This window comes from Treponema denticola ATCC 35405 (assembly GCF_000008185.1).
In the GTDB taxonomy this organism is placed as follows: Bacteria; Spirochaetota; Spirochaetia; order Treponematales; family Treponemataceae; genus Treponema_B; species Treponema_B denticola.
The window spans coordinates 2,132,980-2,158,842 of the sequence record NC_002967.9; the positions used below are offsets into that span (position 1 = coordinate 2,132,980).

At 38.3% G+C, this 25,863-nt stretch carries 17 protein-coding genes; 4 read left to right on the top strand and 13 right to left on the bottom strand.

The window, feature by feature from the left end:
- Positions 1 to 12: 12 nt before the first annotated feature.
- On the bottom strand, positions 13 to 606 hold the full coding sequence (locus tag TDE_RS09985) for a carboxypeptidase-like regulatory domain-containing protein (RefSeq protein ID WP_002679914.1): 594 nt from the start codon (positions 604 to 606) through the stop codon (positions 13 to 15).
- A gap of 79 nt (positions 607 to 685) precedes the next feature.
- Entirely contained in the window at positions 686 to 2,398 is a 1,713-nt protein-coding gene (locus tag TDE_RS09990; protein WP_010957152.1) for a DEAD/DEAH box helicase, read from the bottom strand.
- 91 nt (positions 2,399 to 2,489) lie between these two features.
- Here TDE_RS09990 and pyrF point away from each other — a divergent pair, with 91 nt between their 5' ends.
- Positions 2,490 to 3,392, top strand: a complete 903-nt coding sequence (gene pyrF, locus TDE_RS09995; protein WP_010957153.1) for an orotidine-5'-phosphate decarboxylase — start codon at positions 2,490 to 2,492, stop codon at positions 3,390 to 3,392.
- Here pyrF and TDE_RS10000 read toward each other — a convergent pair.
- Genes TDE_RS10000 through TDE_RS10025 form a run of 6 tightly spaced genes read right to left on the bottom strand, consistent with a single transcriptional unit; the run spans position 3,382 to position 14,819 of the window.
- Complete coding sequence (locus TDE_RS10000; RefSeq protein WP_002679919.1) at positions 3,382 to 4,296, bottom strand: DUF4340 domain-containing protein; 915 nt, start codon at positions 4,294 to 4,296, stop codon at positions 3,382 to 3,384. The two genes, pyrF and TDE_RS10000, sit on opposite strands and share 11 nt — an antisense overlap.
- Positions 4,293 to 5,780: a GldG family protein gene (locus TDE_RS10005; protein WP_002679921.1), complete on the bottom strand. Its 1,488-nt coding sequence runs from the start codon at positions 5,778 to 5,780 to the stop codon at positions 4,293 to 4,295. The genes TDE_RS10000 and TDE_RS10005 overlap by 4 nt, the downstream gene beginning before the upstream one ends.
- A complete protein-coding gene (locus tag TDE_RS10010) occupies positions 5,777 to 6,523 on the bottom strand; it encodes an ABC transporter permease (protein WP_002679924.1) in 747 nt (248 codons plus the stop codon). The genes TDE_RS10005 and TDE_RS10010 overlap by 4 nt, the downstream gene beginning before the upstream one ends.
- The gene (locus TDE_RS10015; protein ID WP_002679925.1) at positions 6,501 to 7,286 is read right to left on the bottom strand and encodes an ABC transporter ATP-binding protein; all 786 of its coding nucleotides are present in this window, start codon (positions 7,284 to 7,286) and stop codon (positions 6,501 to 6,503) included. The genes TDE_RS10010 and TDE_RS10015 overlap by 23 nt, the downstream gene beginning before the upstream one ends.
- Positions 7,287 to 7,290: 4 nt before the next feature.
- Positions 7,291 to 11,892, bottom strand: coding sequence for a SpoIIE family protein phosphatase (locus tag TDE_RS10020; protein ID WP_164920603.1), 4,602 nt, complete (start codon positions 11,890 to 11,892; stop codon positions 7,291 to 7,293).
- Positions 11,889 to 14,819 carry a hypothetical protein gene (locus TDE_RS10025; RefSeq protein WP_002679927.1) on the bottom strand — a complete coding sequence of 977 codons (2,931 nt, stop codon included), beginning with the start codon at positions 14,817 to 14,819 and terminating at the stop codon, positions 11,889 to 11,891. Before TDE_RS10025 ends, TDE_RS10020 begins: the two co-directional genes overlap by 4 nt.
- A gap of 147 nt (positions 14,820 to 14,966) precedes the next feature.
- Here TDE_RS10025 and TDE_RS10030 point away from each other — a divergent pair, with 147 nt between their 5' ends.
- On the top strand, positions 14,967 to 16,256 hold the full coding sequence (locus TDE_RS10030; protein ID WP_002679928.1) for a UPF0164 family protein: 1,290 nt from the start codon (positions 14,967 to 14,969) through the stop codon (positions 16,254 to 16,256).
- 8 nt (positions 16,257 to 16,264) lie between these two features.
- Here TDE_RS10030 and TDE_RS10035 read toward each other — a convergent pair whose 3' ends face one another.
- From TDE_RS10035 to TDE_RS10055, 5 genes are all read right to left on the bottom strand, one after another.
- Positions 16,265 to 18,376 carry a DNA topoisomerase IV subunit A gene (locus TDE_RS10035; RefSeq protein ID WP_002679930.1) on the bottom strand — a complete coding sequence of 704 codons (2,112 nt, stop codon included), beginning with the start codon at positions 18,374 to 18,376 and terminating at the stop codon, positions 16,265 to 16,267.
- 132 nt (positions 18,377 to 18,508) lie between these two features.
- Positions 18,509 to 19,804, bottom strand: a complete 1,296-nt coding sequence (gene grdB, locus TDE_RS10040) for a glycine reductase complex selenoprotein B (RefSeq protein ID WP_010957155.1) — start codon at positions 19,802 to 19,804, stop codon at positions 18,509 to 18,511.
- A gap of 11 nt (positions 19,805 to 19,815) precedes the next feature.
- Positions 19,816 to 21,105, bottom strand: coding sequence for a glycine/sarcosine/betaine reductase component B subunit (locus tag TDE_RS10045; RefSeq protein WP_002674584.1), 1,290 nt, complete (start codon positions 21,103 to 21,105; stop codon positions 19,816 to 19,818).
- Positions 21,106 to 21,222: 117 nt separating this feature from the next.
- Entirely contained in the window at positions 21,223 to 21,840 is a 618-nt protein-coding gene (locus TDE_RS10050) for an epoxyqueuosine reductase QueH (RefSeq protein ID WP_010957156.1), read from the bottom strand.
- A complete protein-coding gene (locus tag TDE_RS10055; protein WP_002683696.1) occupies positions 21,837 to 23,021 on the bottom strand; it encodes a DHH family phosphoesterase in 1,185 nt (394 codons plus the stop codon). Before TDE_RS10055 ends, TDE_RS10050 begins: the two co-directional genes overlap by 4 nt.
- 163 nt (positions 23,022 to 23,184) lie before the next feature.
- Here TDE_RS10055 and TDE_RS10060 point away from each other — a divergent pair, with 163 nt between their 5' ends.
- On the top strand, positions 23,185 to 23,490 hold the full coding sequence (locus TDE_RS10060; RefSeq protein WP_002668196.1) for an ATP-dependent Clp protease adaptor ClpS: 306 nt from the start codon (positions 23,185 to 23,187) through the stop codon (positions 23,488 to 23,490).
- A complete protein-coding gene (clpA, locus tag TDE_RS10065; RefSeq protein ID WP_002679937.1) occupies positions 23,487 to 25,844 on the top strand; it encodes an ATP-dependent Clp protease ATP-binding subunit ClpA in 2,358 nt (785 codons plus the stop codon). The genes TDE_RS10060 and clpA overlap by 4 nt, the downstream gene beginning before the upstream one ends.
- The last annotated feature ends 19 nt before the right edge of the window (positions 25,845 to 25,863 follow it).

The following is a 25,863-nucleotide window of genomic DNA, read 5'->3' on the forward strand; positions in this document are numbered from 1 at the left end:
AAAAACCTATATTTAGAAAAATAAAACGGCTTCGCCATAACCGTCATCTTTTATAATGCTTATTTCAAGTTTATTTTTCCCGTCAAATTCAATTCCGTCCAAGCTTATTTTTAAAGCATAGGCCCTTATAGGTTCAACTCCTTTATTAATCGTTTCGCTTATAACCCTCATTGTAATAATTTCGTAAAAGTCCCCATTGACGGAAACGGTTATATCATCGGTGCTTAGTTCAGGTGCAATGACTTTTTCCTTGCCTACAAGCTGTTTTAAACTCATGGGCCTAAAATAAAGCATCATACAATTATCTGCATCGAGGGAAGGGAAAAATATCAAACTAAAAATTTCTATTTTACCAAGAATAGGATTTATCTCAAGGTCTTTCCTTAAATCTATATTACAACCCCAAAAGTCAAGAAATTTTTCATTAAAACCTTTTGAAGCGATAAAATAAGGGTACTTTTTTGCATCAGCTTCCAAACGAAAACGGCCCGATTCATCAGCTTCACCGCTGATTATAACTTCAAACCTTTCCGTTAAAAGAGCAACTTTAGCATGACTGACAGGCTGTTTGTTTTTATCCCGCACAATTCCCTTTATAACATTCATAAAAATAACTCCTGTATCCCAGATTATACCGTATAGAATAGAATATTGTCAAGGCAAAATTAAAACTTGTCAATTAAAACTATTTACGCTTATACTTTGAAGCAGAGCTTAAACCTTCTTTTTTTCTTTGTGTTCCGTTTTTCCGTTTTTGTCCTCTTTTTCCCTTACCGATAGAACCGTAATTAGTCGGAGCCTCACTTTTTACATCAATATGCATATGAGGCAAGCCCCTTTTCTTTTTACATAGGCGCAGAGCATCATTTGCAGCATTTTTAGGCATAGTAGCAAGGGAAAACTTATCCATAACCTCTATATCATCTACAAGCCGTTCGGGGATTGAAAGAAGCCGGCTTAGCATTTCGGCAAGTTTTCGCTTTGTGATGCCGTCTTTTCGGCCCACACCTATATAAAGACGCAAAGAATCGTCATCAGATTTTCGCGCCTTCCCTTCGGAACGCACAGGCTTGATTGTTTTATAATGAGCAGGCGATAAAAACGAGCCGTACTGCATTTGAAGAATAAAGGAGAGAACGGTTTGAGCATCTCCGTATTCCGTGAGTTTATTTGCAAAGGCTGCAAAGCCCTGTTCGGGTTTTTCTTCGCTAATGCGTTTTTCGATTTGGGCAGCCGTTTCTTTTAAGATACGGGTACGCTTGATTTCGATGACTTGTTCGATTGAAGGAATTTTGCCTTCTTTTAATTCTCCGCGGGCATGTTTGCGCAGGTACTCGATTCTTTTTACCTCATTAGGGCGTACAAAGCTGACTGCAACCCCTGCCGCTCCTGCCCTGCCCGTTCTTCCTATACGGTGGGTATAGGTCGGCCCGTCATAAGGAATTGCATAGTTTACAACATGGGAAATTCCCTCGATGTCTATACCCCTTGCGGCAACATCGGTTGCAACAAGAATGCGGGTCTTTTTTGATCTAAAGCGTTCCAATATTTTTTCCCTTTGGCTTTGAGGAATATCCCCGTGGAGGGCGGCAGCTTCGTAGTGCCTTTCGTCAAGTTCCTTTGCAACATCATCGGCATCGATTTTTGTTTGGCAAAATACGAGGCCGTAAAAGTTAGGGCTCGTATCTATAAGACGGACAAGGGCTTCGGTTTTATCCCCTTCCCTTACAACCCAAAAAAATTGTTCCGTTAAAGAAGCTCTTTCTTCTTGAGGTTCTTCTTCGACAATTTCATAGTCGCCCATAAAGTCTGAAGCTATGCTCAGTATCTGCTTTGGCATCGTCGCCGAAAACATTAAAACACGGGCTTCAGGATTTGCCTTTGAAAAGATATTTTCTATGTCTTCGATAAAGCCCATGTTAAGCATCTCATCGGCTTCATCCAAAATAAAATATTCTATATCTTCGATTTTTAGGGAGCCCCGCTCAAGATGATCCATTATGCGGCCGGGAGTTCCTACAACGATTTCGACACCTGTTTTTAGGCTTCTAAGTTGAGGGCCTATCGCCGCTCCTCCGTAAACGGTTGCGATACGGGGATATTCTTCTATTCTAAAAGATTCAAGTTCGCCGGCAACTTGAACGGCCAGCTCTCTGGTAGGAACCAAAATAAGGGCTCTCACCTTTCCGGTATTTGAACGCAGCTCTTGCACAAGGGGAAGGCCGAAGGCTGCCGTCTTTCCCGTTCCTGTCCGAGCCTTAGCGATAACATTTGCTTCTCCTGAAAGAAGGCGGGGAATAGCCAAAACCTGAATAGGAGTAGGTTCTTCAAAACCCTTGGCTTCAACTGCTTGCAGGACTATATCGTCAAGTCCCAATTCTTTAAAAGTAATTAACATAATCTCTTAAATATAATAAATAAGCAAAAAAAAATCTATAGCTTAACGATAATTGACACATCTTCCGTTTTAGGCTAAACTTACCGCCAATATGAACTACATCGACTTATTAAAAACTTCGGCAAAAAAAACGAATAACTGTGCATGTATGGGCTTAGACCCGATTTTTGAAGCTGTTCCTAATAAAACCGGAATGGTAAAGGATAATCTTGTAAGCTTTTTTAAAGAGCTTTTCAATAAGATGCAGGAAAAGAATTTGATTCCCGCAGCTTTTAAACCGAATATAGGTTACTATTCGGCCCTTGATAAGCCCAGAGAAAAAGATTTTTCGGGTTCCGAAAGCCTTGCAGAAATTTTATCCCTAATCGAAAAACACTTCCCCGGTATTCCTGTAATCCTCGATTCAAAGCGGGGAGATATTGCCCGCTCCAGTCTTAACTATGCTATCGAAGCCTTCGACGGCTGGAAGGCGGATGCGGTAACGGTCAGTCCCTACATGGGAAGCGATTCTATTCTTCCCTTTATTTCGGAAAAGTATTTGGATAAGGGAGCTTATATTTTAAACCGGACAAGTAATCCCGGAGCAAAGGATTTTCAAAACCTTAAAACCGATTCTGAGGGTAAAAATAATTCGGAGCTTTATATCGAGGTTGCAAAAAAGATTGCTTTTTATGCAAAGGAATTTCCGGGAACGGGAGCCGTTGTCGGAGCTACGGGAATGGAAGAGCTAAAAATAATTTCGGGTATTTATGCCCAAGCAGGAGAGGTCCCCATGCTGATTCCGGGAGTCGGCTCCCAAGGAGGAGATGCAAAAACGGTAATGGAAGTTCTTAAAAATTCCGGCTGCAATTTAGCCCTTATAAGAATAAACAGCTCCAGTGCCTTAACCCATCCTTGGAAAAAAGCACCTGTGCCTGAAAACTATTTGGAGCTTTGTATAAACAATATCGAAAAACTTCTAAACGAGACGGCAATAAACAACATCAGTTTTTAAAATCTTCAAAAATAGAATCCAAGATGGAATCGATGCGGCGTTTTGTGTATCCGCTTATGACATAGGAATTATTAGAAGCGGAATCAAACAAAATAAAATCGCCGCTTTCCATCGGCGTAAAAAAAATCTCTATTTTTTCTCCGGTACCCAAAATTAAATTAAGCTCTTGAGTTTCCGAATTGGTAATCGGAAATGCAGGAAAAATATCTATACATGAAAATTGTTTTAAAAATGTTTCCAACTCGTCGAATTTTTCTTTATGTTTATCTGAACGGCTGATAATCTGTTTGTTTTTTTCGATAAGCTGAATTGAGTTATTTTCAAATTTATATTTATAAATTTGCAGGTCGAGCCAAAAGTTAGATTTTACGGTTAAAAAAGAAGATAAGACGTCGGGCATAATAAAAATTTTTGTGCGGGCGTCTATTCGGACATAGCGGTTGATACCCAGCGTATCGTTTTTTCCGAAAACAAAATCGCCCATTATGGTTTTATCGGAACGCAATAGCTGTAGGCGGGCAGCATGATCTTCATCCAAGCCGAAATTAATATATTGTTTTATATCATCGCTTACAAACCTAAAATTTTGTTTAGTACTTAAAACGGAAAAAAGTCTTTCTATTAAGGCCGGCTGAACCTTATATTCCCCAGATTGACTACTCAAAATAAATTTATCTTTTTTTTTGATAAGCCTTAATTCGTTAAAACGCGGAGGAAGGGAATTATCGGGAATAGTAAAAACAATTTCATCTATGTTTTCTATATTTTGCCTTGATACAAGTGAAGTGTTAAAAACATTTGCTTCATTTTTTGGAATACTTACAAAAATCAAACTTAAGAGAAAAAAAATATTTGCAAAAATCAAAGCTTGAGTATATTTTTTTAACTTAAAAAAGTTTTTCACCTTGACCTCCTTTGTTTTATAAACATGTAAAGACCCAAAATAAAAACGGAAAGAGGAAGAAGTATGATAGAAATTAATCTTGCCCTAAATACAAGGTTTGTCATTTTTTCTCTATCTTCAAATTGCTTAAATGGAGGAGGAGAATGTTTTTTATTTTTTAACAAAAGAAGATTATCTTTTAAAGAAACATATTCTACACAGTTTACCATAAAATCCATATTGTATGTGGAACCGGTATAATCTATTGCTCTGCTTATCATATACTCATCGCCTATAACCAAGATACGGGAAGGCTTTGTTTGCCCTGCAACAATTACCGAAGGTTTAAAAGAGGCATCTTCAAATTTTTTAAAATGATTTTCAAGAGGATCGGTGCTATAAGAATCGAAAACCGTCAAGGAGTTTTGACCTGTAAGTACATAGGGAACAAGCTCGGTGTTTTTATTTAAATCCAAATCGATTGAAGAAGGCCAAAAAGAAATCAATGGCCGGTAAGCGGCAAATATCGGATGGTCTCGGTTAATACCGCTTAGAGGAAACTGAATCCAAAAAGGATAATTAATTAGTTTTGTACCTTTATTATCAACTTGAGCCATCGTAATGCGGAAGTTATTTATTAAATCCAAAGCCATATCGGCATTTATATAAAAGCCGTGATGAGAAAGCACATCCAATAAAAAATCTTTTACCTTAGGCTTTGCTTTCCAAGAACCTTTTACATCAACCTTGTTTCCTGAAACAAAAAAAACAGCCCTACCCTCTTTTTGTAAAAACATATCTATCGCAGCAGCAGAAGAATAATCTATATAATCCGAACCTATAACCAAAAGAGGAAATTCGGCAGGTATATTGCTGACAGGCAATTCCAAAGGTAAAACATTAAAACCTGCATATTCAAGCCAAGGAATGACATAAGAATAATCGGTTTCAAGCAAGGCAGGATCCGCAATAAGAAAAACCGTTCCTGCTTGGGTATCTCCTAAAGCATCAGACCTCATACTTAAAATAAATCTTGCGAGGTCATATTCTAAGGTATCAATATCATCAATAAAGGGTATAATTCTTGTTTGCCCCATATATTCTATCATAAGACCGGAGTACAGCTTATGGATTATCTTTACGGAATTGTCTTGAGCTTCTATTTCACGGGGAATCAACCCTATCTTGTTTATGGCATCCGATGAAAGGCTTGCGGTATCTTTTAGTACAACACTAAAATCACCCTTGGAATATAATTTGTATTCCGAAAGCATATCGTTTAAGTATTTTAATGAAGGGAAAAAATTATCTACATTTGAACTTTTAAACCAAGTTACCTTTACGGAGCTTTCAAGATTCGTCAATAATTCTTTGGTATAATTTGACAGGGTGTAATTTTTTTCTTTTGTAGTATCAAGTCTAAAATATATTTTTGAAGAGACAAGAGAAATTAAAATAAGCATCAAAACAAAAAGAAAAAATTGAAACTTATATTCTTTTTTCATCTTACATTCCTTTGTTGTGTTAAAATAAAAACATTCAGTTCAATTCCTAAGGCGACTAAAATTAAATAGAAGATAATGTCGCGTGAATCAAAAAGCCCCCGTGCAGCCGATTCAAAATGAGAACTAAAAGAAAGATAAGAGATAATCTCATTCAGCAATAAAGGAAAATTTAAATTTCTTGTCAAAGGATAAATAATTGTGAAAAATAAAACCGTCAAAAACGAAAGCAAAAAATTAATTTCAGGTTTACCGCTTACTGCCGAAAGTCCAAGAGAAATAGAAATAATGCCCGCACCGAATAAAAAAATAGAAATATAAGAAACAAAAAAAGAGCCGGAATCGAAATAAGCCAATGAAAAAACTGAAAGCGGTATTACCAAGCTTAATGCAAGCATAATAGACCATATTAAAATAAGGCTTAAATATTTTCCCAGCACAATATATCGGATAGAAACAGGCAGAGAAAATAAAAACTTATCGGTAAATTGTTTTTTTTCATCACTCCACGAACTCATCGTCAGCATCGGAATTACAACACAAAATAAAAGAGGCATATTAAAAAAAAAGTTTTTTAGATCCGACAAACCTGCATTAAACCACGAATCGGAACCGATAAAGGCAATGGCCGCACCGGCCAGAAAAAAAAGAGAGGCAGCATAAAAAGACGAACTTTTATACATCATCCTAAATTCTTTTTTTGTAATAAAAAAAATAAGATTTTTATTCGTTTTTTCTAAATTCATTTTTGTTTATCCCTGCAAAAAATTCAAAGGCTTTTTCCAATACGGTATAATTTATTTCCGAATCAAAGTCGCAGCCTTCCGTCTCCAGCTGTTCTTTTATTTCTAAAAGATTACCAATGGCTATTATTTCTCCCTTATTAAGTAAAATATGATTGGAGCAAAGCTCCGCAGCCTGTCTTAAATCATGTGTACATATTAAAATTGTTTTTTCTTTTGCAATATGCAATATTTTTTTTTCGAAATCTTTTACCTGCACCGAATCAAAACCTGAAGCGGGTTCATCCAAAATAATCAACGGAGGATTATGTAAAACAGCTTGAGCTAAGCCTACACGTTGCTTAAACCCCTTAGATAAACTTTTAATTAAGTGATTTTTTACTTCATCTATTTCGCAAAAATCGATTACTTCATCTAAAGCAGCATCCAATCTATCTTTTTCTATTCCGTGCATTTGACCGGCGAAATATAAAAAATCATGAACCGTCATATTCGAATAAAGAGGATTTTGTTCATATAGAATACCTAGAAGTTTTTTTGCTTCAAGTCCATCGGTTAATATGGAGTACGAGTCTATAAAAGCATCTCCTTCATCCGGTGTATAATAACCTGAAATACAGTTTATGATACTGCTTTTACCCGCACCGTTTAAGCCTAAAAGCGAAGTTATCTCACCGGTTTTTAATTCAAACGAAATATTTTTACAACCTACAACCTGAGTTTTTTTGCTTCCGTAATATTTACTTAAGTTTTGTACTTTAAGCATAGTCTTATTTCTTCTTAATTCCCAAAATAGTTAAATCGTCATATTGCTGATCTTCACGTACATTTGTATAATAAAGATACTCGTTATAACTTGTGTTGGGGACACGGTTTCCGCAATAAGTTTGATATTGCCTAAAATGTTTATTTAAAAATAAATCTATTTTTTTATCTACCTGAACCATATCTCTTTCGGTTGCTTTAGGATCCTGATACATTCGGAATATTTTTTCGACTGAAACAAGGCCTATAACCGCATCCTCAATTGTTCCCTCAAGGTTTGTAAAATCAAAATCGAATTGTTCATTTTCAATCGGGTTATGCCATTTTTTTAAGCTAAAAGAACTTCGGGCAAAGATACTTTCGATAATCTTGCATACGCGAGGCTTACCCAACTCTTCTCCGTCCTGACCGACACTATGAGTTTCATGTTCGGCATCTTTTTCAAGCCCGGGTTCTTCACATAAAATAGGCTCCAGTTTGGAATTCCTAAACAAGCGTTTGGCTTCTTCAATACCGTCAGTGTAGAGGAACAGAACATCTCCGGAATTTAATTTAACGGTTTCAACCTTAAAGCCGCCTTTCATATCTATCATAAAAGTGGGGAAAACTCCTGCTGCAGAAACTTCGGTCAAGATAACTTCTTTCATTTTCTTTAAGGCGGCATCATAAATATTGATAACATTATCACCTGCATTACAAAAATGAACATTACCGCTTATCGAATCCATAATACAAAGGGTAAAGGCTGCAAAACGTCCCTTAAAGCCTCTGGATTCCAGTAGATCGTTTATTCGTGATACAACCTGATCTATTTTTAGTCCCTGCTTTTTATAGCTCCAGTCTCTAAAATAGTCCAAGAAAAGAGTTGCGACCTCGACCATTATAAGAGCGGCAGGAACTCCCTTACCTGCAACGTCGCACTTTATAATTGCATAGTATCTATCGTCCAATTTTATATAATCAAAATAGTCTCCCGATACACCGCGAGCACCTTCATAATAACCGAAGAATTCTACATTATCATCTACAGTCTTTCCTGACGTAAGTTTTCTTCCTGCTTCATCTAAATCGAGGGGTAAAAACATTTTTTGAATTTCTTTACCCATTGTCAAATCCTTTGAAGCAGCAGCTGCCTCAACAAGACCGTTTGTCATTTCATTTATGGTTGTTCCTAAAACACCTATCTCATCCTTTGTTCTAAGCTTAACATCCTTACCTGCAAGGAGCTCCTTATCTTCGGTAGCGGCAATCATTGCAACATGTCTTACAAGTTTTTTTATAGGAGCCGTAATAATCGAAGACAAAATATAAGCACCGACTAAACCTGCTGAAAGAGCACCCAATGAAATCAATAATATAACTTTACGCAGTGCAGTTGTTGCTTCATCAATTTGTTCAATCAAACTCTGTGTAGAAACCTGAATATAAACCATACCTTGAACAAAATTAGATTGCCCTCCTGTCTGTCTGTAAAGAATAGGCTTATAAAAGAGATAGCTTGTAATATCCCTTGAAAGTTTTTTCGAATTAAATTCGGGATAAGAACCGGATCCCTTTATACTCAATCCGTTAAGTTCGGAACTAAGTTTTGTTTCCATTTGATTAATAGCCGACTGAATTTCGTTTCTGCGTTCTACCGATTTCAAATCGGTATTCAAAGCAATTAACATGGTCATATCTGTCAAAGATTGGATTTCATCTGAAATTTCGCCTACACTATCTCTTGCTTCCTTATCAATTTCATCAAGTTTTTTATACACATTTTCCAATTGGGGCAATAACAACTCGGATTTGCCTACAACAAAATCGGGAGTATCTATTTTAGAAAGAATATCTTCATCATTGGAAGCCCAAACAAAATTATAACCTACTTTTTTATTATCAATGTGAACACCGGTTATCGTTGCAAAACTTGCTTCTTTAAGCGCAGAGACTTGAGAAGGTAAAAAGCCCAGCTCCAATACATTTTTTGAAGGAAGATAAGCTTTGGCACCGGAACTCAAACTTTCAAGCAAAACCTGAGTATTTGAAGCCAAACCTTCTGCCAATAATCTTTCCTGTGTTTCCGAAAATCGAAAACCCAAGGGAAGATCCAAGGTTAAAATAACCGATATTATCAAAGTCATTGTAAACATCATAAACTTTAACCTTAATCCGCCGCCTCTAACTTTTAATGCAGACAGTTTTTTTTCTTTTCCAAATGACATAGCACCTCCTCGCAATAAAACAGTTACCTCATACTTTATTTTTATAGCTTCTTTTACGGAATAAATAACTCCCGTTATTGAAAGAGTCATAATAAGTAAAATAAATATTGTAAAACAAATAATTAAAAAATAATCCGAAAAATCGGAATCCATAGCCGAAAGAAGCCAATTATATTTATAGACCTTTCCATAATCACCCAGCTTAATATTTCCTATATCATCAAAAGATATGGTTTTTTGGGCAAAGTAAACTCCTCGTCCTGAGTGCATTAATCCCACATAGTATTTTCCGGGATCCAGATAATTTATTTTTATATTCGATATAAGTTTGTCACTAAGAACAGAGAAATCTTTTTTTTCTATAGTTAGATCATAAGGAGGAAGTCCGTCAGCATCAACATAGATCGAAGTTACTTCGCCTCCGGCAGCAAAGCCCTTACCTACCAGAGAAAGAGAGATAGATCCATCCAGTGCTTGCACCGCATTTATATCTGCAACATAAGTATACGGAATATATTTATTTAAAGCAAAATACTTTACTGCCGGAGCACCGATATTTCCAAAAGCGTCTACGGCAGAAACGGTTAAAGCATAAAGACCGTTTTCATAATTTTTAAATTCTCTTTTATTTGAAACGGAACTTATTTTTGATGTATTTAATTCAACATCTAAATTATCGGACAAAACTTTTTGCACGACATCATCATCTATAAAGGCAGACCCTGCCGTTTTTAGGTATGAAAGAAATTTATCTACTGTACCTAAATATGAAAGATTCCATATATAACCGTTTATAGCCGTTTCAGGTTTTCCGTTTATATCCAAATCGGGTGGATTCCATTTAATATCAAACGTATTCGATTTTACAAAACCTTTTTTATCTAAGGCCAATAAATCAAATATAGGAGCTGCGGGAGGAACTATATCTCTCTCATAAGAAATCGTAGTCATCTCCGACCAGTTCCCGGCATAATCGCAAACTCTAACACCCAAATACCACAAGCCGTCTTCTTCAGGCTCATACACCAAAACGGTTTCATCTTTTAATTTTTTAATCACAGGGGCTACAAATTCGGGAGGAACATCCTTTGACCATTCATACGAATAACCGGCTATACCTGATGAGTCATTGGGAAATTTAATCTTCATTGTAATTTTTTGTCTTCCCTCTAAAGTCTTTGAATCAAAATTCAAAGGCTGAAGCTGAGCTTTTGCTACCTCATGGTCAGGTTCGATATGCATTATTTTTGCCGCGCGTACTCCTTCCTGCCAAACTATATGAAGATTTCCGTCTACAAAAAAAGGATTTACAAAAAGCAAGGAGCCGGTAATGGATGCAACAGAGTCTGTTTTCCAAATTGAATCTTCTTTTCTTGCAATCAAAATGGATGATTTACCATCATAAGTTTCTGACCAAGTAATAAGAGGCTTATTATTATAAGCTATAATCCTGGGGCTAAACATCGTTCCATTTCCGGACGGCAGTATTTCAATTGAAGAAGCAAGTTTTCCTTTGCTATCTAAAACGGCATAGGCAGGAGAATTCTTTTCGCTGCGGTAAGATGATTGCTCCCAAACAATGAAAATAGATTTTTCCGAATTAATATATAAGAGATTAGGTCTTTGATTATTAAAATCAAAATTATCCGTTATCCTTACAGGTTCCGACCAGGAGGAACATCCATCGGAGGAAAACGAAGAAAAAAGCTGATAAGTACGTCTGTCTCCGCTTTTATCCAAGGCTTGAAAAACCAAGACATCGTTTTTTGATGAAGCCGTATGTGCCGGAAGAAAAATTCTATCCATTTTTTTTGCAAAGTTAAACTCCGAAAAAGCCGGCCAATTAAGGCCGTCTTCAGATGAAGAATAGAATATAGAAAACTTTTCATCTGCACCGTGAGAAACAAACATAAGATACTTGCCGTTTGAAGCAACTGATAGTTGAGGAGAAAGCAAATCGTATATTTCTGTGACAATATTTTTAACCGTATATGTTTTACCGTAATCGGTACTTTTTAAAATCGTAATAGTATTACGGTTTTTTACCAATGCAATTAAAATACTGTCATCATTTCCAACTGCGATAGAAACAATTGACGGAATATCGGCCGTATAAGGAATAGGCGGAATTATTCTTTCATTTATTGTCCATTTGTTATTTACATATACGCCTGTTGAAATATATATCAATCCTTCAGTATCGGAGGACTTAACGACTTCTTCCCAGACAGATGCGGAGATATTTGCATTTGAAGCGGACTTTAAAAAGTATCCGTTTCGGCCGCTTATAACGGAAGGATTTTCCCAATAAAATTCTTTTGCCGATAAAAAACTTATAAAAAATAAGAACATTAAAAATATAGTTAAGATTTTTTTCATATGTTTTTTCTCGTTAATCATAGTGATGCATCTATCCTCTTTTTTAATTCTCTAACCTTTGCAGATCTTTTTGCATTCGGACTTTGCATAAGCTGTTCAACCAATGCAGCTGCTATAACCTTATTTCCCTTTTGTAATTCGGAAACAGCTTGCTGATATTTTGCCTCATCGGCAGCAGAAAGTACAATAACTGCAGCACCTCCCATAGCCATTTGAATTGAGTCCTTTAATTGTATCGCATTATTATTTTGCGGATTAAGTTTAATAGCCGAATCCAATTGCTGCAAAGCAATCGGGAATGAAGCTCTATCACCGGCTGTATATATTGCCTGAGCCGACTTAGTAAGATTAGCAGACTCGGCGATTGCTTTAAGATTTGGAGGAGGCTGTTTTAGCCCTAAGTAAATTTCAATTTCATCTTTTAAAGCTGCAAGTCCCGAAAAGTTTTTATCTATGCTATACAAATCCAATAATTCGCTATACGATTTTTGAGAATTACGCTTGTACTCGGCTCTTATAGTTTGAACTTTCCGCTTGAATTGCTCGTTAAAGTTTGCAGGATCTATCAACTTATCGATTTTTAAATTTAATTGCCCTGCAATTTCGTTATACGGGAATATCAATAATACCTGCCGTATATTATCTTTAGCTTGATTTAAATTATTTAAGGCAGCACTCCTCTGCCCGGCCTTTATTTTTTTCTCTGCTTCCAAATAAAGTTGATTGGCATTATTTAAAAGCTGTATCATTTGCGGATATAGGGGAGCCGAAGGCGGAATGGATCTTCCTGTTTTTAAAGTTCCTGCGGTATTTACAATTGCCAGCCAGTTTTCAACCTCTTCGTTCGGTTCAATATTAGTTACAGCCCAGCGGCTGCGTGCCGTATTCAAAGTTTCTTCAGCTTTTATAAACTCGGTATTAAAGTACTCTTTTTTTGCCTTTTCCAAATATGCACGGACATCTTTAACAACTACGGCATTTTCCGCATCATTAATTTCTTTACCAAGATCTTCGAGTCTTTTATCCGTAAGGCTTCTGTATTCTGCATCTTCTTCAAGCTGCAAAGCGTCATTCGTTCTTGTTCGCGAAAGTTCTATGCTTCGCCTTGCTGCAGAAAAATTACCGGATGCTAAATTTCTCTTTGCTTCTTCAAACCTTAAATCGGCTTCATTTTTTGCTAACCGTATTTTTAAAATAGCAGATTCCATCAATGCCAAATCAGAGTCTATACTAGCGGAAAAATCTTTAAGAGCTGCAATTGTTTTTTCAATACCGTTTTTATTTTCTGCAAAAACCTTACTCGTTTCGGATACCGAAAGATCGGTATCTTTAATAAAATTAGTCAAGATACGCAGATCTAATTTTACAATCTCTTTTAAGTTTAAAAGCTCTTGTCTGGTTTCTGCCGGAGAGATCTTATCGGTCTTTTGTTTGTTATTCGTAAAGCTGTCATATCTTTGTTTTGTCTCGGCAAAAGCCTCTTTACCTGACCTATTATTTATGATTGCAAGCCCCTCATAACATATAAGTCTGGCCTTATCCAAGTTACTTAACAATAAACTGTTTTTAGCTTCTAAAGCTTCCTGTTCTTTGGCGAGATCGCTTGCACTGTAAGTTATTAAAGATTCGGATAATTTTTTTACGGAAACCATCATAGATTCCAATTCTTGAATCTCAGCCTTTAAAGTTTTAATTTTAGGATTTTCAGAATTACGCAATTCATCAGAACTTCCGGTATAAGAAGATGAAATAGGCTGTATTTTTTCTCTTATAGCCAAAAACCGGCTGTAATATTTTTTTGTGGAATCCATGATTTTATTAAGCTCGGCTAAAGAGTTTCTTTTTTTATCTTGAGAATCAACTGTCTTTCCAAATCTTGAACCGGAACGTGTATTAATAACGGAATAAATCTCCGTCAAGCTTTTTAAATGAAAATCAATTAGAGAGAGATTTTTATCGATAGATATGTCGTTTTCAAAATCGAATGTATCGCAAGATTCAAACCATAGTTTTTTAATTTCCTGCCAATGACTATCGGCCAAAGAATAAAGCGGCTCATGCACTCCCGCTTCCATAGCTCCTTCAACACCTTCATATCCTTTTGCCGAATCCCGTCCGATAGTTAAACGGTAAGCAAAGGGCAATATGCTTTCTTCGGTCTCAACATTTTTTTTCCTTTCATTTAAATAAACCTGTTTTAACGAAGCACCCGATCTTATTAATGAACCGGTAATATTTCTAAGCCGAGAAGAAGAATTCTTCAAAGCATTTAATTCGTTTTCAAGAGAGGATAAGGATGATGAAAAAGCCTTTTCCCTATATTTATTCACATCCGAAATAAATTCGGTATAAGCAGCTTCGTATTTTTTTGCATCGGATTTGACCAAATCAAATTCTTTTTTCAAAATGCCGCTTATTTGGGCATTTTTATCTTCATCCATTGCCTCCCCGTCATACATTGAAAAGCCTTGAATAAAGGTCTTGGCGGCATCATTATATTTTTTCGCCTCTATAAGTTTAATACCTTCATTCATCAAATCATTAAACTTTATACGGTAAATAGCATAGAATGAGGATATTTTTACCTTGTCTAAAAAAGCCCTAAGATCCGGATCCATATCGGATTCCAAAATTTCCATCTTGTTTATTATCGCAATTCTTTTTAAGTTATTGTTAGGATCTACTCTTAAAAGTTCTATAAGTTCATGGAAGGTTTTTTGAAATTCGGCCTGATTTTTCATTGTTTTTCTGGCCAGACTTATTCCGCTCTCCATAGATTCAGGTTTGTTTTCAATAACATTAATTATATCCTGTAAGGCTGCAGTATTTTTTGACTCTTCCAAAAGACTTCTAGCCGTTGCATAATCTTCTTCGGCAGACCCTTTTGAAAAGGCAGAAATAGAGAGAAAACATATAAAAAGACTTATAAAAAACCGTTTTTTATCCAACTTACCAAACCTTAATTCGATGCACTTAAAAAAGTCATCTATATAAAAAACTCCTATATCAATTTTCGGCTTTTTATACTTTTTTTTAATAAAAATCTCTAAAAACTACTTAAAAAAAAGCCGAAATTCATTTATAATAGTATAAATATGAAGAGAATTTTTCAAGCCGTTTGCATAAGTATTTTTCTCATTTTTCCAAAAATAGGCCTTTTTTGTGCAGATATTTCCAATTTTTACTCGGGAGTATCATCAATTTTTGATATATTTACACAAAAATTTGAAGGAGAAACAGCTTTTCGCTCCCTTTTAATTCCCTCAGGAGGCCGCTTTGAAGGTCTTGGGGGCACTTTTACGGCTCTTTCAAACGATATAAGTTTTTTCGATGCAAACCCTGCTGCGAGTGCCCTTTTAAAAGAAACCGAGCTAAATGTTCTGCATAACAGCTGGATAGCGGATTCCAAGCTCGAAACGCTAGGCTATACCCAAAGGAAAAATCATCTGGGCTGGGGAACTTCATTAAGGTGCTTCTACATTCCCTTTACCGAATACGGCCCCTTGGGGCAAAAAAAAGCATCAGGCTATTATAGCGAAACTTTTTTAACCGCAAATATAGCCTATAATTTTTTTGCAGGATACGATTTTAAGGGTTTAACAGTAGGGGGAAGTATAAAAACCGGCATAAGATCCATGCCTCCATTTTCAGGGCAGGGAGAGGCAGCGGATCCGGACAACCCTACACCCCAATATAAAAATGCTTCACAACAAAACGGATATGCCGTTCTTGGCGATTTTGGAATTATGATAAGGGCCAATGTTACAAAAATCTTTTACAGTGATGAGCCTAATTTTTATTTCGGGCTTAGTTTAAAAAACTTCGGTCCCCCCATAAAAGGAGACATTCCTCCTTCATATATTTCTCTAGGCTTTGCATATAGGCCCGTAAATTTCTTTTTATTCGGAATAGATGTGAATCAGGGGATAAATATTGTAAACATAAAAAATTCCGGCCTGCCTTATGGCAGTTTAGGATTTATGTTTTCAATTACAAAATATTTTAATCTTCTAACAGGTTTAGGCATTAAGGGAGGAAATCCTCGATTTACCTTGGGTGGAGAAGTAAACCTCTCGGACGTTCAAATTTCCGCAAATTATACTCTGGATCTATCCAGTCAGGTTACAAATATCAGCCGTATCAGCGTGGGAGTAAAACTTCTTTTAGGACAGGATAAAAGAGATGAAAAACTTAGCACCGTAAAAAAACTCTATGTTCAGGCCTTAAAAGAGTACAATAATAAAAACTACGAAAAAGCTATAGAACTTTGGAAAGAAATTTTAACGATAGACAAACGCTATGACCCTGCAATAGAAGGCATAGCCAGAGCCGAACAGCAGCTCCGGCTCTTAGAAGAAATCAAGAAAATCTTGTTCCTCGATTAAAAGCCTCCTTATTTATCGGATACTTTTTTCTTTCCTGTCTTTGAAGTCTTTTGAGCCCCGGAAGTCTTCTCGTTTTTGACGGTCTTGGACGTTTTTTCAGGCTTAGCCTTCTTTGCGGCTTCTTTTTTTTCCTTTATAGGAGCTTCCTTTTTAACCGTCTTTTTTGTTTCGGCTTTTTTTTCTTGAGCCTTTTTAATCAATGATTTTTTTTCAGACAGTTCTTCGGCAGAAAGAACCTCTCGTACCGAAAGGCGTACGCCTTGGGCCTTTAAGCCTTTCTCAGCAAAGGAATCGGCCTTAAATTCTTCTTCTATCTTTTTTACTCTCGGTTTAGGCGCATAGTTCAGCTTAAAAGAAAACTTAAGTTTCGTACTTACAAAAAGCACCTCGGTGTTGTCGGGAGCAAAAAGGTAATCCCTGTTTAGGATATAGCCTTCTACCCTCGCCCTTTTTATATAGGCATACTTTGTCTTGGAATCGCGGTAAATTACGGTAAAAAGCACCTTTGAAAGCTCTTCTTTTTCGGCAAAGCCGCAATACCACATTCCCGTATCGACAAAGACTCGGTCGGGCACATCCATTACGGTGTAAACCCCGCTCTTCCGCAAGACAAAGATGCGGTCATAGGGGCTGACCCGTAGAATATCTTTTCCTGTGGTAACGGAGGTGCCGAGATATCCCGTTTCTTCATCATAGCGGAGGGCCGTATCCCTTGTTACGGCCTCTTTTACGTCAACCTTTGTAAAGCCCGTAATCTCGGTCTTGCGCTTAAATTCCTCTGCCGGAAGCTTTGCCGCAATTCCGTCCAAAACCGAAATAGCATAGCCCTTTAAATTCTTTAAGAGCTTTGCAATTTCCTTTAAGCGGTTATTTATCTCCCTGACCTCTTCACGGTTTTTGTTTATATCGTAAAGAGATATGCGGCGGATGGGGATTTTAAGCAATTTATCGACATCATCTTCGGTTACATCGCGGATTAATTCCTTTTTAAAGGGAACAAAGCCCTTGATAACTGCATTGATTACGCCCTCCGCCGTCTTCATAGTTTCTATCTTTTTGTATATGCGTTCCTCGATAAAAATACGCTCAAGGGTGCGCAGGTGGAGGCGCTCGGTAAGCATAGCTCTTTCGTATTCGAGCTCGTCCTTTAAAATCTGCATCAGCTGCTTGGCATGATATTTTATTATATCGGTTACGGTAATTTGAACCGGAAGATTGTCCTTTATAACCAAAAGATTGCAGGGAATCGACTGCTCGCATTCGGTAAAAGCATAGAGGGCATCTACCACATCTGCCGAATAGACTCCTCTGGGAAGCTTTAACTCAATCTCGACATTTTCGCCCGTATAGTCGCTTATTTCCGAAATCTTAACCTTTCCGGCCTTTGAAGCGGCCTCGATAGAGTTAATCATGCTTTCGGTGGTGCTTCCGAAGGGCAGCTCCCTTATTACTATCCTCTTTTCGTCGGAGGTGTCGAGCTTGGCCCTGACTAAGACTTTGCCTAAGCCGTCTTCATATTCAGAGACATCTATCAATCCTCCCGTAGGAAAGTCCGGGAAAAGAGCAAAGGATTTTCCGCTTAAAAAGGCTTTTTCGGCCTCAATTATTTCGAGGATATTATGGGGCAAAATCTTTGTAGACATACCTACGGCAATTCCCTCTGCCCCTATTGCGAGGATTACGGGGAGCTTGGCCCTAAAAGCCAGGGGCTCCTTGTTTCTTCCGTCATAAGAAACGGTATAATCGGTTATGTGAGGATTATAAAAGATGGTTTTTGCAAATTCGTTTACCCTGCACTCTATGTATCGGGGAGCGGAAGCTTCATCTCCGGTAAAAATATTCCCGAAGTTTCCTTGCGTATCTATAAAAAGCTCTTTTGAGGCAAGAACCACGAGGGCGTTTCCTATGGAAGCGTCTCCGTGGGGATGGTACTTCATACAGTGCCCGATAACGTTTGCCACCTTGTGAAATTTGCCGTCATCCATCTCAAAAAGAGAATGTAAAATTCTCCTTTGAACAGGCTTTAAGCCGTCCTCAAGGTCGGGTATGGCCCTGTCGCGGATAACATAACTTGCATATTCCAAAAAATTCTTATTAAAAAGACTTTCAATATAATCCATCTTTTCCCTCGAAAAAAAGTATTTTAAGATGATACACTAAAAGCTGAAATTTGTCTACAAGAGCGGAAAAACCAGCCATAAAAAAAGCCCCCTTGCCTTAGAGGCTTGGGGGCTTTAGTTTAAAAAGCTAAATTAAAAAACGGTTTGCTCTGAAATAGGTGTTTCAAGAGCTTTTAATGCTTTTTCAACAAGTGATCGGCGGAGTTTTTTCTCATCTGCGTCGTTCATTTTAGGATCACCGAGCGGGTGAGGAATAGCTACAGCCGGAACAATTCTGTTAGCACCAACAGTCTTTGAGATAGGAACAACAGTTGCAATATGTACTACCGGGAGGAATCTCTCGATTTCTTTAACCATCGTTGCACCGCAACGAGTACATGTGCCTCACGTAGAGGTAAGAATTACAGCCTGCACTCCATCTTTTACAAGTTTTTGAACAATTTCTTCGGCAAATTTCTTTGCACGCTTTACAGCGGTACCGTTTCCTACCGTTGTATAGTACTTGTCATGAAGCTTTCCGATCTTTCCCTCTTTTTCGAGATCACGCAAAACATCTACCGGAAGAACTCGGTTGGGGTTTGCGTTACAATAGGTCGGGTCATATCCGCCGTGAGCTGTTTCGCTGTCTTTTGATGAAAGAGCGGCCATACCTGCGATTGAATATTCGCCGTAGTGTGAAGCATTTGAAGCTTCAATGTGGTCGGGGTTACCCTTGGGTACAACACCGCCTGAGGTTACCAATGCAATCTTTGCCTTGGTGATATCCTTAACGGGAGGCTGAGGAGGTACTCTGTCGAATACGGGCATCGGATATTCGGTTACGAATGCTTCACCCTTAATCTTCTTGATGAGCATGTCAACAGCTCTCTTTGCACCTCTTTCTTCTGCAAAGTAGTTTTGGCGTACGCCTCTGGGTAAGAGACCTTCTTTTTCGGGGCAGCAAATTTGTTCGCCTTTTAAAAGTTTTTTAGCCAAAGCTCCGATAGCAGGAACAGCTTCTCTCATGCTTACAGCAGAGTTGCCTGTTTTGATTGTGTACATAAAGGCTTTGAATACATCATAACCGGGGTTTTCTTCATAGAGACCAGAAATAGCGGGGATTCCAAGCTCAAAGGCAACCTTTGCTGCGTTACCGCAAGCCATACCGTATCGTCCGGCGTTAAATCCGGGACCGGCGATAAGAAGGTCTGCTTTTGTATCTGTAAGAACTTTTTTGACGAATGCAACAGCTTCTTCTTCGTGCTCGTTAAAAAAGTTATCACCGCAGATAATGGTCTTGACGATCTTTCCTGCATCTCCTAAAGCACCTTGAATTCCGGTACCGGGACCTGCTGTTCCGTCAATAACCTCCGGTTTGTAGTCAGCCATGTCTTCTCCGCCCTTTCCGGCAAAGAACTGATTGATATAATGAACAATTACTTTACTCATAGCTTAACTCCTTATAGTCCTCTTGCGCTAAGATTCCAGAATCCGAGCTCGTTTGTAGCACCGGTAATAACCTGAATTTCAGCTTCGATTGTTCCGTCGGCATGTAAACTTCCGTCCCAAGCACCTGCAATAACATTTGCCTGTTTTACATCTCCGATGATGGTCTTCATCGGGGGAAGTTTTACAACAGCGTTTGCGTTTCCGTTAGAAACTACAGCATTTCCTAAGGGGTTCGAGTCAGCAAGAGACTGACTTGCACCGTCTTGACCGGCATATTCGTCGGTTACGAGAACGGTCTTGATACCCATTTCTTCGATCTTGCGACAGTTCATGATCAAGTCGGCATCGGGATTTCCGAAACCTTCTTCAGAAACGATAACTGCATCGCAGCCGAGCATCTGAGCCAACTTTGCTGAAAGGTTAGAAGATCTTTCCTTGTCTGCAAGAGTAACGTTTTCGTTTGTAACAATTACACCCATGAAGTTGATGTCTTTTCCGTGTCTCTTATAGAGCTCATGGATAATGGGGCTGTTCTGGTGAACATAGGTCGGGTTTTTATCGCATGCAGAAACGCAGTTACCGCTTACGATTGCACCGTCCATAACTTCTGTGGGGTACATCATGGTGGGAAGAATCTGCTTTACGTCGACACCGTAGTAGTAGGTATCATGTAAAAGTCCCTGACTCTGGAGCATGTAAACATAACCTACCTTGGGAAGGTTGGGATATTGTTTAGCCTGCTCTACGAAGGGAAGTGTTTCGTAGGTTTCTACAGAAGCGGGTTTTACGTTTTTAGCAGCTTCTCCGAGATATCTGGCTGTTTTTAAGCCCATAAGGCGTAAGGCCTTTTCTTTAATAGCACGGGTAACATCGTCTTGGATTTTGCAATCAACAACGAGGTTTACGGTCTTTGAGAAGGGTGTATATTCGGCACCCGGACCGCTCATGTCGATGATACCTTCCTGGAAACCTACAACGGTTCCGGTTGTAACTACAGCAGCACCCTTCAATACGTGGGTTTTACCTGCTCCAACAACAGCCTCTTCGCCGGTAAAGAAACCGGGGAAGCAAACGCCGCTGCCTTCTACCTTGCATCGGGGTTCAAGAACATCTTTTACAGGGATAATTCGGGTATTGTCACCGGGCTTTGCAATGTGCAATTCAACACCGGTTACAAGCGGATCTTCCTTGATAAGAGCCTCAAGTTCAGCTTTGTTTACTTCAAGGCATGTTCCGTTAACGGCAGTTTTGTTTCCAAATTTCATGTCGTTAATGGGGATAATACCTAATTCAAGTTTCACTTTTGACCTCCTATTATTTTTAGTCAATAGATTGATTACTTTGCTTTTATTATAACAGGAATTAAGTATATAGTCAATTCTAAAACTTGAATTTATGAATATAAAATGAGTAAAATTTTATCGCTTTGAGTATTTGCAGCCGCAGTAGTCCTGTCTGTAAAGACCGTATTTTTTACTTAAATTTATAGAATCAAGGTAGCCGTTCCTTTTTTTAAAATCGCTCGGCAGCCATTTGCAGCCTTCACTTTCAAGGGAAAGACCGATAGTATTAAGCTTTTCCGCATTTTTTAAAGGACTTACCGAAAGAGTTGAGGTAAAAAAGTCAAAACCGTCCTTTTTAGCCCTTTCGGCAGTTTTTTTTAGCCGCAAAAGGTAACAACGCATACAGCGCTCTCCCCCCTCGGGACAATCTTCCAAACCTTGAGAAATCTCATAGAATTCTTGCGGATCATAGGCCTCTTTGATTATTTCTATCTTGTGAGATGATAGATTTTCTTCATTGTATATGGAAATAAGATGCCTTTGCTCTTCCGCTCTTTTTTCGTACTCTTCAGAAGTATCGATATTGCTATTATAATAGAAAACAGTCAGCTTAAAAAAAGGAGCGAGCTTTAAGATAACGGAAGAGCTGCAAGGAGCACAGCAGGAATGAAGCAATAAGGTCTTGTCATTCGAACCTAAATTTTTTATCGTCTCCTGCATCAGTCTGTCATAGTTTATTTTTTGAGGCATCATTTCGGAATAAGGGTTTTAATTTTTTTAGAAATTTTTTCTACATATGCCGGAAGATCTTTGATTTCCGTTCTGGGGAACCTAAAACCTATGGCACCGGGATGGCCACCGCCGTCTTCAATACCGAATTCGCTTAAAATAGGTCTTACATCAATCCCCTTTACATCTCCGGAAGCCCTTATTCTAAGCTGAATTTTATCGGAGATTTCCACAGGATCAAAATATGCCGAGATACCCACTCCATGAACTTTTTCGGCTATATTATCTGTAGCACGTTTTATAACTCCCAAAAACTGATTATAATCAATCCCCGAACTTAAAGAATCGGACTGTTTTTCATCTAAGATTATAACACCGACGCGTCCATCATAAGAAGCGTTTTTCATTACCGATTCATAAATTCTTGCATCTTCATCTGAAAGTTTTTCCATTACATCCACAATTTCGTTGACGGAACTTATGTTTTGAGAACCTTCGTTAAATTTTTCATGAAGAATAGAATTGAACTTTTTTGAAAAATAATCATAAAAAGCCTTATCACGCCGCTTAAAAAGATAGTTTCCCATCTTTGCATCTCCAATCATGCCTGTGAGCATAGCAAGAACTATGTTGCGTGAATATAACTCATGTATACCGTATTTTTTAAGAATCTCAGGGCGTTTTTCAAGCTTTAAGCACATTTGCCCTATTATCTCGCAAGTGCTTGAAGCCCTCAAGGTAAGTCTATAATCCTCATCCCCCGAATAATCCGCATCCGCGGCAAAGTGATGGTCAATTTCAACCTTAGGAAGCGTTTTATCCTTTAAAAAAACTTCAATAGCATCATTTGAGGCTATCATATCAGGCTTGGGGGTATCCAAAATAACGACAACATCGGGATTTATGACCTCAGTCACATCATTAACAAACAAAGAGATAAAATTGTACCTGCAAATATCCGCAAAAAAAGAAAGATTATCGGGAACATTATCTTCTAAAAAAATATTTACGGTTTTCCCGAATTTACGCAACAATAAGCCGAAAGCAACAACCGAGGAGAAACAATCCTCATCGGCGTGCTTATGCCCTAAAAGCAAAAATGATGATTTTTCATATATAAGTTCAAAAATCCTTTCCATTACCGCATTTTTTCTGCCGATACTGATAGGTTTTATTTTTTTTGTTTCAGAATTACTAGAGCTCATCGCATTATAGTATAGCACATTACGTCAAAATATCAAGTTTCTTTTTCCTTTTTTTACAAATATATCAAATTTTTTATCAAAATTCTTGCCTTTATCAAAGAATATTATTAAAAAAAATAAGAATTTGCTTGTAAAATACGGATTTTTACAGTACTTTATATGTATGGAACTAAAAAAGCAAGCCCAAAAGGGGACTATTATATCTGAAAAATTTATAGAACCGGAAAATTATAGGGTCATTCTTCTCAATGATGACTTTACCCCAATGGATTTTGTTGTGGCCGTCCTTATTTCCATATTTAATAAGTCACAGGAAGAGGCCGAAACTTTGATGTTTAAGGTTCATAAAACCGGACAAGCCTCCGTCGGTATCTATGTATATGACATAGCAACAACAAAATGCTTTCAAGTATTAACGGCAGCAAAGAATAATAATTTTCCGCTGCAATGCAAGGTTGAAAAAGTATGAATTTTACGGTAAGTCTAACTGTCAGACGCATTTTTCAAGATGCTGTTGAAGATGCTAAAAAAAGAAATCATGAATTTGTTACTCCGGAGCACCTCCTGTGGGCTATTATGTTCAATCCCAAGGCCTTGGAGCTTTTTACCCTTTCAGGTTCGGATTTGGGTTACATCCACGATAACCTAAACACCTACCTTGAAAACAAGGTTCCGGTAAGGACACAAGACAATCAGGCAGAACCTATTCAAACAGTAGGCCTGCAAAATGTTTTTGAAAGGGCAATTTTAAACTGCAACGCTGCAGAAAAGCCCGTTATCGGGATTAACGACATAATAGTAAGCCTTATGGATGAGGAAAAAAATCATTGTTCCTTTTTTATGAAGCAAAGCGGAATAGACCGCCTAAGACTCCTCCAGCTGGTAAGCAGCCCCGACTTCTATGATGACGGCAAAAACCGAAGTGCCTATGAAGAAGCCGAAGATGTTCAGGAAGCTCAAGGCGTAAAAGAAGACTCTGCCCGCCATAATTCCGAAGAAAAAAACACGGACAAAAGCAAGGCACAAAAAACTTATCTTGAAAGGTTTACGGTAAATTTAACCGAAAAAGCCCGCAAGGGCCGCCTTTCTCCCATAATCGGAAGGGAAGAAGAAATAGAAAGAACTATTCAGATTTTATGCCGCAAACAAAAAAACAATCCCATTCATGTGGGAGGAGCCGGAGTCGGAAAAACGGCTATCACCGAGGGGCTTGCACAAAGAATTACGGCAAATAAGGTTCCCAGCTTTTTAAAAAACGCGAATATCTACAGCTTAAGCCTATCTGATTTGCTGGCCGGAGCAAAATTTAGAGGCGACTTTGAAGAGAGGCTTAAACGGATTGTATCCGAAATTTCAAGAGAAAAAAATGCTATTCTTTTTATAGATGAAATCCACACCATTGTAAATGCAAACTCGGGCGGAGGCGGAATTGAAGCACCTGATCTTTTAAAACCGATTTTGGCGAACGGAAAGGTTCGCTGTATCGGAGCTACAACCTTTGAAGAATACAATAAGCATTTTACAAAGGACGCAGCCCTTGCAAGGCGTTTCCAAAAAATAGATATTGAAGAGCCGAATGAAGAAGAAGCCGTTAAAATATTAAAAGGCCTTCGCGAAAGTTACGAGAATTTTCATAAGGTTCACTACAGCGATGAGGTTTTGGAGTCGGCAGTCCATCTTTCGGCCATTCATATCAGGGACAGGTTTTTGCCCGACAAGGCCATAGACCTTATAGACGAGGCCGGTGCCCTGATTAAGATAAGAGCCGATAAAGAAAAGAACGAAAATGAAGCTGATGAAAAAGGCCTTGAAGAAACAGCCTTGCCGGAGGTAAGTCTTTCCGACATAGATAAGATAGTTGCAAAAACGGCAAAAATACCGGAACAAAGGGTTTCGGTAAACGAAACGGAAAAGCTGCGGCACTTTGAAGAAATCCTTTCAAAAAAAATCTTCGGCCAAGATACCGCCATCGAGGGCGTTACCAAGGCTGTAAAACGCTCCCGAGCCGGCTTCCGCTCTAAGGATAAGCCGGTTGCAAACTTTTTGTTTGTCGGCCCCACGGGCGTAGGCAAAACCGAGCTTGCTAAGACCCTTGCAGAAGAGCTGGGTATCCCCCTCCTCCGCTTCGATATGAGCGAATATCAGGAAAAGCACACGGTAAGCCGTCTCATAGGTTCGCCCCCCGGTTATGTAGGTTTTGAAGAAGGAGGGCTTTTAACCTCTGCCGTACAAAAAAGCCCGAATGCAGTTCTTCTTTTGGACGAGATAGAAAAGGCTCATGCCGACATCTATAATATTCTTTTACAGATTATGGATTATGCTACCCTTACCGATAATCAGGGCAGAAAGGCAGCCTTTAACAATATAATTCTTATTATGACAAGCAATGCAGGCTCTTCCAATATAGGAAAGCCCTTAATCGGTTTCGGAGGAGAGCGTATTTCGGAATCGGCTGTCGATGAGGCTGTCGAAAAAACTTTTACTCCGGAATTCAGAAACAGGCTTGATGCAATCATAAAATTCGGCCCCCTTACGATGCAGGTTATGAGCCTCATCATCAAAAAGGAAGTAGAAAAAATACGCTCCCAGCTCGCCGAAAAAGAAATTTCCCTTGAGCTTGAAGACGACGTTATTCCTCTTTTAGCCGAAAAAGGATATTCGGAAGAATTCGGAGCCCGCAATGCAGCCCGTCTTGTCGAAGACGAATTTGTAACCCCCTTAACAGACATGATTCTTTTTGGGGAAACAAAGAAGGGAAGTTCCGTAAAGTGCCAAATCGGGGACAAACTTAAAAAGCCCTATTTGGTGTTAAACATAAAATAAAAAGGTGCAGCCTTTTAGT